The organism is Mycolicibacter acidiphilus (genome assembly GCF_018455725.1).
Taxonomy (GTDB): domain Bacteria; phylum Actinomycetota; class Actinomycetes; order Mycobacteriales; family Mycobacteriaceae; genus Mycobacterium; species Mycobacterium acidiphilum.
Map to the genome: position 1 here is coordinate 48021 of NZ_JAHCLR010000027.1, position 12358 is coordinate 60378.

A 12358-nucleotide genomic window follows, 5' to 3' on the forward strand; every position below is an offset into this window, starting at 1 on the left:
CTGGTCCGCCCGGCTGCACCGTAGCTACTAGGCTGCTTAGACGTGCAACCGATCCATGTCGCCCCGAGCGTGCCCGCCCGCCTGGTGGTGCTGGCATCCGGGACCGGATCACTGCTTCAATCGCTGCTCGACGCGGCGGTGGGGGACTATCCCGCGCGGGTGGTCGCCGTCGGCACCGACCGGGACTGCCGGGCCGTGGAGATAGCTCGGGCCGCCGGCCTGCCCGCCTTCACCGTCGCGCTGGGCGACCACCCCGACCGGGCGACCTGGGACGCCGCGCTGGCCGCCGCCACCGCCGCGCACGCACCCGATCTGGTGGTCTCGGCAGGGTTCATGAAGATCCTTGGGCCGCAATTCCTCTCGAAGTTCATGGGCCGCACCGTCAACACCCACCCCGCGCTGCTGCCGGCGTTCCCCGGCGCGCACGCGGTGCCGGATGCGCTGGCCTACGGCGTCAAGGTGACCGGTTGCAGCGTGCACCTGGTGGACCCCGGCACCGACACCGGGCCGATCCTGGCCCAGCAAGCCGTCACCGTGTTCGACGACGACGACGAAGACACCCTGCATGAACGCATCAAGACAGTGGAGCGCAAGCTCCTGGTGGACGTGCTGGCCGCACTGGCGACCGGCGGCGTCACCTGGACCGGACGAAAGGCGACCATAGGATGACCGACGGCAGAAAGCCGGTACGCCGGGCATTGATCAGCGTCTACGACAAGACCGGGCTCATCGATCTGGCCACCGGCCTGCACGCCGCCGGGGTCGACATCGTCTCCACCGGTTCCACCGCGAAGGCCATTGCCGCCAAAGGCATTCCGGTGACGCCGGTGGAGGAGGTGACCGGATTCCCGGAGATCCTCGACGGCCGGGTGAAGACGCTGCATCCGCGGGTGCACGCCGGGCTGCTGGCGGATCTGCGCAAACCCGAGCACGAAGCCGCGCTGGCCGAACACGACATCGCGCCGTTCGAGCTGGTGGTGGTCAACCTGTACCCGTTCAGCGAGACGGTGGATTCCGGTGCCGACGACGACGAGTGCGTCGAGCAGATCGACATTGGCGGACCGTCGATGATCCGCGCGGCCGCCAAGAACCACCCCAGCGTCGCCGTGGTGGTGGAACCGCTCGGCTACGCCGGTGTGCTGGCCGAGGTCAACGCCGGCGGGTTCACCCTCGCGGAGCGGAAACGCTTGGCGTCGCTGGCTTTCCGGCACACCGCCGAGTACGACGTCGCGGTCGCCGGCTGGATGGCGTCCACGCTGGCGCCGGAGGAAAACACCGGAGAGCCGCGGCAGCTGCTGCCGGAGTGGATCGGCCGCACCTACCACCGGTCGGCGCAGCTGCGCTACGGCGAGAACCCGCACCAGCAGGCGGCACTGTACAACGACCCCGGCGCCTGGCCGGGCCTGGCGCAGGCCGACCAGCTGCACGGCAAGGAGATGTCCTACAACAACTACACCGACGCCGACGCGGCGTGGCGGGCCGCGTTCGACCACGAGCAGATCTGCGTGGCGATCATCAAGCACGCCAACCCGTGCGGGATCGCGGTGTCGGCGACCTCGGTGGCCGACGCACACCGCAAGGCGCACGAGTGCGATGCGACCAGCGCGTTCGGTGGCGTGATCGCCACCAACACCGAGGTCAGCGTGGAGATGGCCGAATACGTCAGCACGATCTTCACCGAGGTGATCGTCGCCCCGGCCTACGCCCCCGGCGCCGTCGAGATCCTGGCGCGCAAGAAGAACATCCGGGTGCTGGTGGCGCCCGAGCCGATGCGCGACGGCTTCGAGGTGCGTCAGATCAGCGGCGGGCTGCTCGCCCAGCAGCGCGACCAGCTCGACGCGGCCGGCGACGACCCGGCCAACTGGACGCTGGCCACCGGGTCAGCGGCCGATGCCGCGACCCTGGCCGACCTGGTCTTCGCCTGGCGGGCCTGCCGCGCGGTGAAATCCAACGCGATCGTGGTCGCCGCGGACGGCGCGACCGTCGGGGTCGGCATGGGCCAGGTCAACCGGGTCGACGCTGCCCGCCTGGCCGTGGAACGCGGGGGCGAACGGGTGGCCGGTGCGGTGGCGGCCTCGGATGCGTTCTTCCCGTTCCCGGACGGCCTGCAGACGCTGACCGGTGCCGGGGTCAAGGCGATCGTGCACCCGGGTGGTTCGGTCCGCGACGACGAGGTCACCGCCGCGGCCGCCGATGCCGGGATCACGCTGTACCTGACCGGCGCGCGGCACTTCGCGCACTGAGCCGAGGGCTCGGCTGACTCAGGCGGTGGCTTCGGTGTCGGCTTGGCTGCCCGCGGCGGTGACGTAACCGACGAACTCGGTGATCTCGTCGATCGCCCGGCGGGCGTCGGGGTTGAAGTCGAACGTCAGCTGGAACATGTGCAGTGAGCGGTCCCACACCTGAACCCAGTTCGGGACCTGCGCAGCGGTGAGCGCATCCGCCAGGGCGAAGGTGTCGTTGCGCAGCATCTCGTCGTTGCCGACCTGCAGCAGGAACGGCCCGAGCCCGCGCAGATCCGCCTCCGGCGGCATCACCGGCAGTTCCCGGGTGCCGTTGACGGTGGCGAACACCCGGTAGATGAACATGAACGCCATGAACGGGAAGAACGGGTCGCTGTGCGCCGCCGCGGCATCCCGTTTGATGTCCATGTCCGACGACGTCAACGCCGACAGCAGTACCTGACCGGCGGGCACCGGCAGGCCTGCGTCGCGGGCCGCGACCGCCGTCATCGCCGCCATCAGGCCACCCGCCGAATCACCGGCGAACACCACGCGGTCCGCGGCGTACCCGTCGGCCAGCACCTGTCGGTAGGCGTCGATCCCGTCGGCGATGGCCTCCTCGACCCCGGCCTGTGGTGCCAGGCGGTAGCCGACATTGAAGACTCGTGAACCGGTCGACTCCGAGAGTTTCGACACGAACCGGCGGTGCGAGTTCAGGCCGAGCGTGACCAGCGCCGACCCGTGGAAGTAGACGATCACGGTGTCGGAGTTGCGGGCGTCCTTGGCGATCACCCATTCAGCCGGGCAGTTCGGCAGCGGGACCCTGCTTATCGCCGTGTCGGGCAGTGGCCGGATGGCCCGCATCGGCTTGTCGATGACGTCCAGGCGGGCTCGCTGCATTGCGGCCGGCCAGAACCGGTTGACGACCATCCCGACGACGGTCAGCACGGCGATCGAGGTGCGGACCAGCAGCCGCGCCCACAGGGACAGCAGCCGGGCCTGCCAGGATGCCGGGCCGAAATAGGTCTGTGCCGGCCGATCACGCCATTCCAGCGAATTCACGGTACCGAGGGTATCGGGAAGACGGGGTGATCCGCACCCGCCCCCGGTTCGGCGGAGACGGTGACGGGCACCGGGCGCCGTCGTAGCGTGGAGTGGTGACTGCGCCTATCCAGCCGACTCCACCGCCCCATCTGCCCGGAACCCTCGGTGAGCTGCGTGCCGCCGGCCACCACGAGCGAGGTGTCAAACAGGAGATCTCGGAGAACCTGCTGACGCGTCTCGCCGCCGGTGACGGGCCCGACGCGATCTGGCCGGGCATCTTCGGGTTCGACGACACCGTGATCCCGCAGTTGGAGCGGGCGCTGATCGCCGAACACGACATCGTGCTGCTCGGCGAGCGCGGCCAGGGCAAGACCCGGCTGCTGCGGGCGCTGACCGACCTGCTCGACGAGTGGACACCGGTGATCGCCGGGTCCGAACTCGGCGAGCACCCGTACTCGCCGATCACGCCCGAGTCGATCCGCCGCGCCGCTGAACTCGGTGACGCCCTGCCGGTGGCGTGGAAGCACCGCAGCGAGCGGTACACCGAGAAGCTGGCCACCCCGGACACCAGCGTCGCCGATTTGGTCGGGGACATCGACCCGATCAAGGTCGCCGAGGGCCGCAGCCTCGGGGACCCGGAGACCATCGCCTACGGGCTGATCCCGCGGGCGCACCGCGGCATCGTCGCCGTCAACGAACTGCCCGACCTGGCCGAACGCATCCAGGTGGCGATGCTCAACGTGATGGAGGAGCGCGACATCCAGGTGCGCGGCTACACGCTGCGGCTGCCGCTGGACGTGCTGGTGGTGGCCAGCGCCAACCCGGAGGACTACACCAACCGCGGCCGGATCATCACCCCGCTCAAAGACCGGTTCGGCGCCGAGATCCGCACCCACTACCCGCTCGAACTCGATGCGGAGGTCGGCGTCATCACCCAGGAGGCGCAGCTGAGCGCGGCGGTCCCGCACTACCTGCTGGCGGTGCTGGCCAGGTTCGCCCGCTACCTGCGCGAGTCCCGCTCGATCGACCAGCGATCCGGGGTGTCGGCGCGGTTCGCGATCGCCGCCGCGGAGACCGTCGCCGCCTCCGCGCGACACCGCGGTGCGGTGCTCGGTGAGACCGATCCGGTGGCCCGGGTGGTGGATCTTTCGACCATCATCGACGTGCTGCGCGGCAAGCTGGAGTTCGAATCCGGTGAGGAGGGGCGTGAACGCGACGTACTGGAGCACCTGCTGCGCCGGGCCACCGCCGACACCGCGTCACGGGCGCTCGGCGGGATCGACGTGGGGTCGCTGGTGGCGGCGGTCGAGGGCGGTTCGGCGGTGACGACGGGGGAGCGGGTGTCGGCTAAAACGGTGCTGGCGGCGCTGCCGGACCTGCCGGTGATCGACGCGATCGCCGACCGGTTGGGCGCGCACTCCGACGGTGAGCGTGCCGCAGCGCTCGAATTGGCTTTGGAGGCACTGTATCTGGCGAAGCGGATCGACAAGAGCTCCGACGAGGGTGAAACCGTCTATGGGTAGAGGTCACGCCTCGCGGTATTCGGCCTACACCGGTGGGCCGGATCCGCTGGCGCCGCCGGTCGATCTGAGCGAGGCACTGGCGGAGATCGGCCGCGACGTGATGGAGGGGACGTCGCCGCGGCGGGCGCTGTCGGAGTTGCTGCGCCGCGGCACCGCCGGGATGCGCGGCACCGACCGGCTGGCAGCCGAAGTGCAGCGGCGCCGGCGGGAGTTGTTGGCGCGCAACAACCTCGACGGGACGCTGGCCGAGATCAAGAAACTGCTCGACGAGGCGGTGCTGGCCGAACGCAAGGAACTGGCCCGCGCGCTGGATGATGACGCCCGCTTCGCCGAACTGCAGATCGAGTCGCTGTCACCGTCACCGGCCAAAGCCGTGCAGGAACTGTCCGACTACCGGTGGCGTTCTGCGGAAGCGCGGGAGTCCTACGAGAAGATCAAGGACCTACTCGGCCGGGAGATGCTCGACCAGCGGTTCGCCGGCATGAAGCAAGCACTGGAAGGCGCCACCGACGACGACCGGCAACGGGTCTCCGACATGCTCGATGATCTGAACGAGTTGCTGGACAAGCACTCCCGCGGTGAAGACTCCGAACAAGACTTCGATGACTTCATGGCCAAGCACGGCGAGTTCTTCCCCGAGAACCCGCGCAACGTCGAGGAACTGCTGGACTCGCTGGCCCGCCGCGCCGCCGCCGCGCAGCGCTTCCGCAACAGTCTTTCTGCTGAGCAGCGCGCCGAGTTGGATGCGCTGGCGCAGCAGGCTTTCGGCTCCCCGGCGCTGCAGCAGGCGCTGAACCGGCTGGACTCGCACCTGCAGGCGGCCCGGCCGGGGGAGGACTGGAACGGCTCGTCGGAATTCTCCGGCGACAATCCGCTCGGCATGGGGGAGGGTGCGCAGGCTTTGAGCGACATCGCCGAGTTGGAGCAACTCGCCGAGCAACTCTCGCAGGCCTACCCGGGCGCCAGCATGGACGACGTCGACCTGGACGCGCTGGCCCGCCAACTCGGCGATCAGGCGGCCGTCGACGCCCGCACGCTGGCCGAGCTGGAACGCGCCCTGCTCAGCGAGGGTTTCCTCGACCACAGCTCCGACGGCCAATGGCGGTTGTCGCCCAAGGCGATCCGCCAGCTGGGACAGTCGGTGCTGCGTGACGTGGCGCGGCAGCTGTCCGGGCGCCGCGGGGAACGTGACCATCGGCGGGCCGGCGCGGCCGGCGAGCTGACCGGGGCGACCCGGCCCTGGCAGTTCGGCGACACCGAGCCGTGGAACGTCACCCGGACCCTGACCAACGCGGTGCTGCGGCGGGCCGGAAACCCCGATGCGTCATCGGGTTCGCGACTTCAGATCAGCGTCGACGACGTGGAGATCTCCGAGACCGAGACCCGCACCCAGGCCGCGGTGGCGCTGCTGGTCGACACGTCGTTCTCGATGGTGATGGACAACCGCTGGCTGCCGATGAAGCAGACCGCGCTGGCCCTGCACCAGCTCATCAGCACCCGGTTCCGCTCAGATGCGTTGCAGATCATCGCGTTCGGCCGGCACGCCCGCACCGTGTCGGCTGCCGAACTGACCGGGCTGGCCGGCGTCTACGAGCAGGGCACCAACCTGCACCACGCGCTGGCCCTGGCCAGCCGGCACTTGCGCCGGCACCCCAACGCCCAGCCGGTGGTGCTGGTGGTCACCGACGGAGAGCCGACCGCGCACCTGGAGGACTATGGCGGCGAGGGCACCTCGGTCTTCTTCGACTACCCGCCGCACCCCCGCACGATCGCGTTCACCGTGCGCGGTTTCGACGAGGTGGCCCGCCTGGGTGCGCAGGTGACGATCTTCCGCCTCGGCGACGACCCCGGACTGGCCCGGTTCATCGACCAGGTGGCGCGTCGGGTCTCCGGCCGGGTGGTGGTGCCGGAGTTGGGCGGGCTGGGCGCGGCGGTGGTCGGTGACTACCTGCGGTCCCGGCGCCGGAGCTAGGTTGTCCTCGTGAAAACCGAGGGGATGGTCGTCGCGGAGCCCAACGTCAAGGCCTGGAACATCGCGGGCTACCTGCTCTACCTGGGACTCGTCGTACTCGGGTTCTACGAGTACCTGTTCGCCGGTCTGGCCTTCGCCATGTCGACTGATGCGTGTCATGACGCGGCGTGCGACGCCAGCTACCACGTCGACGCGGGAATGCGCATCCTGCAGTACGGGATCGCCGGTGTGCTGCTGGCGACCGTTGTCGTCATGCTCGTCCGATCGATCAACGGCCGCATCGTGTTCGGCTGGCCGTTCCTCGGGCTGCTGGGGCTGGTGGGGGTTCTCGTCGCGGCGTTCAAGGTGGTGCACTGAGCACTGCTCGGGCTACCTCGGGGTTCCTCGATACTTTCCCGGCGTATGCGTGAGCAGATCATCATGCTTGCGCTGACGGCAGGCTTCTGCGAACTCAAATGCCAGATCCGCGCGCTCAAGGAACTCTCGATATTGGTTGTCAGTGAGCCAGTAGGACTCGATGTAGTCGGCCGTGGAACTGGACACCGGGATTCCAAGGATGTGCCGGTTTGACTCGGGGTCGATGCCGAGCCAGTAATCGCGCTCCCTTGAGAAGTGGGAGAAATCGTATGGCATCCGATCAGTCCATGAATCTTGCTGCGGCACGGGTTGTCACACGGGCGTTCCGCGGTTCCATCCGGGCTTCTCCATCAACAAATCGTCACACTCACGCCTGCGGCAGGAACCAACGAACTCGATCGCGGCAACGCGATCGGCCAGGAAGAGTTGGTACTGACTCGGAGTTATCGCGTAGCGCTCTTCGTAGTCGACGGGCCCGTTGCTCACCGGAATTGATACGTAACACCGTGATGTCCGGTCTTCTATGCCGACGGAATAGCGGTCTTCCGGTGAGAAGAATGTGTCGTTGTATGCCATGTTGAGTGACGACCTGATGTTCCTCTCCGCCGCCGGTGGACCCGCCCCGGGTTCAGGGGAAGCCGTATCGCAACGGTCGGCACCGTCAGTCGCGGCGTTTGCGGTTCTTCCGCTTGATGCCGACCCCGCCCCACAGCGAGAAGCCCTTGACCTTGACCGTCGGCGCGCCCGGGGTGCCCTTGCCCTCGACCTCCTGATCGAAGCCGCCCATCACCCCGTGGCCGTGGATCTCCACGTTGACCTCCGGCGGCAGCAGGATCGTCTGACCGCCCATGATCGAGTACGCGTTGATCTCGACGTCCGGGGAGGTGAAATCGGCGTAGCGCAGGTCGATGACGCCGCCGCCCCACAGCGAGAACGTCGTCAGCTTCTTCGGCACGTTCCACCGGCCGCGCCGCTCGAAGGCGCTGGTGATGGCCACCAGCAGGGTGGACGGTGCGGGTTTGCACTCACCGCCGCGGTGCGAGCAGACCGAGGAGCCCGGCAGGTCGGCGCGCAGCTGATCCAGCTCGTCGTAGGTCTGCGCGGCGTAGGCCTTGGCGAGCCGGTTCTCGTACTCGCCCAGCTGCAGCTGACCGTGTGCCGCGGCGTCGCCGAGCAGCTGCGCCAGCTGGATGCGATCGGTGTCTGCAGCACGCGGCCGAGCATCGGGTGCGTCCTTACCGCGCGGTGCTGAATCGTTCATCGGCTAAGAGCCTACGACGGACCGTTGCGGTGTCGGCAACTGTTTGCTAAATCGTGTCCGTCACCCACGGCGCCGGCCGCTTCTGCAGGAACGCCAGCATCCCCTCGCGGGCCTCGTCGGAGACGAACAACCGCGCCGATTCCACGCTGAGCCGCTCGGCGTCGGCGTCGAACCCGGCCAGCACCGCCGCCGTCGTCAGCGCCTTGGAGGCGGCCAATCCCTGCGGGGAGCCGTGCCGCAACTCGTCCACCAGCCCGGCGACAGCGGCCTCGACGTCGTCCGCCGCCGCGGTGATCAGCCCGATCGCCGCGGCCTGCGCGGCGTCGAATTTCTCCCCGGTCAGGTAGTAGCGGGCCGCGGCGCGCGCCGACAGCTTCGGCAGCAGCGTCAGCGAGATGATCGCCGGCGCCACCCCGATCCGGGCCTCGGTGAGCGCGAATGTGCTGCGCGGACCAGCGACGGCGATGTCGCAGGCGCCGACCAGACCCATCCCACCGGCCCGCACGTGGCCGTCGACGGCGGCGATCACCGGCCGCGGGCATTCGACGATCGCGCGCAGCAGCGCCGCGAGCTCGCGCCCCCGGTCGGCGGCCTGCTCGGATGGGTCACCGCCGGATGCCTCGCTCAGATCCGCCCCGGCACAGAACGTGTTGCCGGTGTGGCCCAGCACCACCACCCGCACGCTCGTGTCGGCGGCGGCGTCCCGCAGCCCCGCGTGCAGTTCGCGGACCAGGGTGCCGCTCAGGGCGTTGCGGTTGTGCGGGGAGTTCAGCGTCAGCCGCGCGACCGGCCCGCTGACCGCGTATTCGACCAGCGTGCCCATCAGTAGGACCGGGGCAGGCCCAGCGAGGTCTGCGCGACGAAGTTCAGGATCATCTCCCGGCTCACCGGCGCGATCCGGGCCAGCCGGGACGAGGTGATCGCCGCGGCGATGCCGTATTCCTTGGTCAAACCGTTGCCGCCCAACGACTGCACGGCCTGGTCGACCGCCCGCGTCGACGCCTCCCCGGCCGCGTACTTGGCCATGTTGGCGGCCTCAGCGGCGCCGAAGTCGTCGCCGGCGTCGTACAGGGTGGCGGCCTTCTGCATCATCAGCTTGGCCAGCTGAATCTCGATGTGGTTCTGCGCCAACGGATGCGACAGACCCTGGTGCGAGCCGATCGGGGTCTTCCACACCTGGCGGGTGCTGACGTAGTCGACGGCCTTCTTGATGGCGAAGCGGCCCATGCCGACCGCGCTGGCCGCACCCATGATGCGCTCCGGGTTCAGTCCGGCGAACAGCTGCGCGATCGCGGCGTCCTCCGAGCCCACCAGTGCGTCGGCGGGCAACCGGACGTCGTCGAGGAAGACCTGGAACTGCCGCTCCGGGCTGATCAGCTCCATCTCGATCGGGGTGTAGCTCAGCCCCTTGGCGTCAGTGGGAACGACGAACAGTGCGGGTTTGAGGTTGCCGGTCTTGGCGTCCTCGGTGCGGCCCACCACCAGCACCGCCTGCGCTTGGTCGATGCCGGAGATGAACGTCTTCTGGCCCTTGAGGATCCAGTCGCTGCCGTCGCGGCGCGCGGTGGTGGTGATCTTGTGCGAGTTCGATCCGGCGTCCGGTTCGGTGATGGCGAACGCCATCGTCAGCGACCCGTCGGCGATGCTCGGGATCCACCGCTGCTTCTGCTCGTCGGTGCCGAACTTGGAGATGATCGTGCCGTTGATCGCCGGGGAGACGACCATCATCAGCAGCCCGCAGCCGTTGGCCGCCATCTCCTCCATCACCAGTGACAGCTCGTACATGCCGGCGCCGCCGCCGCCGTACTCCTCGGGCAGGTTCACCCCGATAAAGCCGAGTTTGCCCGCCTCGTTCCACAATTCGTCGGTGTGCTCACCGGCGCGGGCCTTCTCCAGGTAGTAATCCTGGCCGTAGTTGGAGGCCATCGCCGCGACCGCCTCCCGCAGGGCGCGACGCTCGTCGTTCTCGATGAAGCTGGTCTCGGTCACTTCGGATCTCCTTCTGCGGTGGGTGTCGGTTCGTTGGTTTGCAGGCGGGCCAGCACAGCGCCGACCTCGACCTGATCCCCGGGTTTGACGTTCAGTTCGGCGAGCACGCCGTCGGCCGGTGCGGCGATGGTGTGCTCCATCTTCATCGCCTCCAGCCAGATCAGCGGCTGACCGGCGGTGACCTCGTCGCCGACGCCGGCGCCCAGTCGGATCACGTTGCCGGGCATCGGCGCCACCAGCGACCCCTGCTCGACGGCCGAATCGGGCTCCGGGAACCGTGGCTGGGCCAGCAGGTGCACCGGGCCGCCGGGGGAGTCGACGTAGACGTCCGAACCGTACCGGGCGACGGTGAACGTCCGGGCCACCCCGGCGCCGTCGGCCAGCACCACCGCGTCCGGGGCGGCGGAGACCAGCGTCAGGTCATCATCGAGCGTCAATCCGGTTCGGGTGAACCGGTATTCGACGCGGTACTCGGTGTCGTCGTCGCCGGTGTAGACCTTCGACTGCGGCCCCGACGCCAGGTTGCGCCAGCCGCTGGGCAGTGACCGCAGTGCGGTGGCGGCGGCCCGGTTGTGCGCCGCGTCGGCCAGTGCGGCCGCCACCGCCGAGGCCCGCACGGTCGCCGCGTCGGCCAGTGGCGCCGACAGGACATCGAGGCCGTGGGTGTCGAAGAACGCGGTGTCGGTGGCACCGTCCAGAAACGCCGGGTGCCGCAGCACGTTCACCAGCAGATCCCGGTTGGTGCGCAGCCCGTGCAGTCGGGTGCGCGCCAGGCCGCGGGCCAGCACAGCCGCCGCCTGCGCCCGGGTGGGGGCGTAGCTGATCACCTTGGCCAGCATCGGGTCGTAGTGAATGGACACCACCGAGCCGTCCTCGATGCCGGAGTCCAGCCGGATCCCGGTGCGCCCGCCCAGCGTCGCGAACCGCGCCGCCACACCGGGGACGTCGACGGTGTACACCGGCCCGGCTTGCGGCTGCCAGCCTCGTGCCGGGTCCTCCGCGTACAGCCGAACCTCGATCGAATGACCGTGCGCGGCAGGCGGTTCGGGGTCCAGTCGTTGACCGTCAGCGACGGCGATCTGCAGTTCGACGAGATCGCAGCCGGTGGTCTCCTCGGTGACCGGGTGCTCCACCTGCAGGCGGGTGTTCATCTCCAGGAAGTAGAACTCGCCGTGATCGTCGGCAAGGAACTCCACGGTGCCCGCCCCGGTGTAGCCGATCGCCGACGTGGCCAGCCGGGCCGCCTCGAACAGTTTCGCCCGCATCTCGGGGGTGCGTTCCACCAGCGGGGACGGCGCCTCCTCGATGACCTTCTGGTGCCGGCGCTGAATCGAGCATTCGCGCTCGCCGACCGCCCACACCGTGCCGTGCTGATCGGCCATCACCTGGACCTCGATGTGATGCCCGGTGGGCAGATACCGTTCACAGAACACCGTCGCGTCCCCGAACGCCGAGGCGGCCTCCCGGCTCGCGGCCTCGACTTCGCTTGCCAGCGCCGACAGCTCCGTCACCACCCGCATCCCGCGCCCGCCGCCGCCGGCGGAGGCTTTCACCAACACCGGCAACTGGGCGGTGGTGACCGTGGCCGGGTCGAGTTCCTCGAGCACCGGCACCCCGGCGGCGGCCATCATCTTCTTGGACTCGATCTTGGAGCCCATCGACTGCACCGCCGCCACCGGCGGGCCGATCCAGGTCAGCCCCGCAGCGGTTACCGCGGCGGCGAAATCGGCGTTCTCGGACAGGAACCCGTAACCGGGGTGCACCGCGTCGGCCCCGGCGGCCTGCGCGGCGGCGATGATCGCCGGCGCCGACAGGTAGCTGGTGGTCTCCGGCAGTCGCACGCGGGCGTCGGCTTCGGCGACGTGCGGTGCGCCGGCGTCCGGGTCGGTGTAGACGGCGACCGTGCTCAGACCCAGCCGGCGACAGGTCGCGAACACCCGCCGGGCGATCTCGCCTCGGTTGGCTACCAGAACTCTGCTGATCATGGGCG

General features: G+C 69.2%; 12 protein-coding genes. 6 read left to right on the top strand and 6 right to left on the bottom strand.

Features of this window, described 5'->3' with window-relative positions:
• The first annotated feature begins 42 nt into the window (after window positions 1–42).
• Together purN and purH are read left to right on the top strand one after the other, a co-directional pair.
• Window positions 43–669 carry a phosphoribosylglycinamide formyltransferase gene (gene purN, locus KIH27_RS13615; protein ID WP_214093490.1) on the top strand — a complete coding sequence of 209 codons (627 nt, stop codon included), beginning with the start codon at window positions 43–45 and terminating at the stop codon, window positions 667–669.
• Complete coding sequence (purH, locus tag KIH27_RS13620; RefSeq protein ID WP_214093491.1) at window positions 666–2243, top strand: bifunctional phosphoribosylaminoimidazolecarboxamide formyltransferase/IMP cyclohydrolase; 1578 nt, start codon at window positions 666–668, stop codon at window positions 2241–2243. Before purN ends, purH begins: the two co-directional genes overlap by 4 nt.
• A gap of 18 nt (window positions 2244–2261) precedes the next feature.
• Here purH and KIH27_RS13625 read toward each other — a convergent pair whose 3' ends face one another.
• Window positions 2262–3284, bottom strand: a complete 1023-nt coding sequence (locus KIH27_RS13625) for an alpha/beta hydrolase (RefSeq protein ID WP_214093492.1) — start codon at window positions 3282–3284, stop codon at window positions 2262–2264.
• 107 nt (window positions 3285–3391) lie between these two features.
• Between KIH27_RS13625 and KIH27_RS13630 the strand changes: the two genes are divergently transcribed.
• The 4 genes from KIH27_RS13630 to KIH27_RS13645 are packed head-to-tail and all read left to right on the top strand — an operon-like array spanning window position 3392 to window position 7331.
• Entirely contained in the window at window positions 3392–4789 is a 1398-nt protein-coding gene (locus KIH27_RS13630) for a sigma 54-interacting transcriptional regulator (protein ID WP_214093526.1), read from the top strand.
• A complete protein-coding gene (locus tag KIH27_RS13635; protein ID WP_214093493.1) occupies window positions 4782–6761 on the top strand; it encodes a VWA domain-containing protein in 1980 nt (659 codons plus the stop codon). Before KIH27_RS13630 ends, KIH27_RS13635 begins: the two co-directional genes overlap by 8 nt.
• Before the next feature lie 9 nt (window positions 6762–6770).
• The gene (locus KIH27_RS13640; protein WP_214093494.1) at window positions 6771–7118 is read left to right on the top strand and encodes a hypothetical protein; all 348 of its coding nucleotides are present in this window, start codon (window positions 6771–6773) and stop codon (window positions 7116–7118) included.
• Window positions 7119–7163: 45 nt separating this feature from the next.
• Window positions 7164–7331: a hypothetical protein gene (locus KIH27_RS13645; protein WP_214093495.1), complete on the top strand. Its 168-nt coding sequence runs from the start codon at window positions 7164–7166 to the stop codon at window positions 7329–7331.
• A gap of 99 nt (window positions 7332–7430) precedes the next feature.
• On the opposite strand, the gene KIH27_RS22615 is transcribed toward KIH27_RS13645, so the two are convergent.
• The 5 genes from KIH27_RS22615 to KIH27_RS13665 all read right to left on the bottom strand — a co-directional run bounded on the left by KIH27_RS22615 (window position 7431) and on the right by KIH27_RS13665 (window position 12353).
• The gene (locus KIH27_RS22615; RefSeq protein WP_250150106.1) at window positions 7431–7694 is read right to left on the bottom strand and encodes a hypothetical protein; all 264 of its coding nucleotides are present in this window, start codon (window positions 7692–7694) and stop codon (window positions 7431–7433) included.
• Between the two features lie 85 nt (window positions 7695–7779).
• The gene (locus KIH27_RS13650; RefSeq protein WP_214093496.1) at window positions 7780–8379 is read right to left on the bottom strand and encodes a DUF1707 SHOCT-like domain-containing protein; all 600 of its coding nucleotides are present in this window, start codon (window positions 8377–8379) and stop codon (window positions 7780–7782) included.
• Between the two features lie 46 nt (window positions 8380–8425).
• The gene (locus KIH27_RS13655; protein WP_214093497.1) at window positions 8426–9202 is read right to left on the bottom strand and encodes an enoyl-CoA hydratase family protein; all 777 of its coding nucleotides are present in this window, start codon (window positions 9200–9202) and stop codon (window positions 8426–8428) included.
• Window positions 9202–10368 (bottom strand): acyl-CoA dehydrogenase family protein, encoded by a 1167-nt coding sequence (locus KIH27_RS13660; protein ID WP_214093498.1) that lies wholly within the window; start codon window positions 10366–10368, stop codon window positions 9202–9204. Before KIH27_RS13660 ends, KIH27_RS13655 begins: the two co-directional genes overlap by 1 nt.
• Window positions 10365–12353 carry an acetyl/propionyl/methylcrotonyl-CoA carboxylase subunit alpha gene (locus tag KIH27_RS13665; protein WP_214093499.1) on the bottom strand — a complete coding sequence of 663 codons (1989 nt, stop codon included), beginning with the start codon at window positions 12351–12353 and terminating at the stop codon, window positions 10365–10367. The genes KIH27_RS13660 and KIH27_RS13665 overlap by 4 nt, the downstream gene beginning before the upstream one ends.
• Between the last annotated feature and the right edge of the window lie 5 nt (window positions 12354–12358).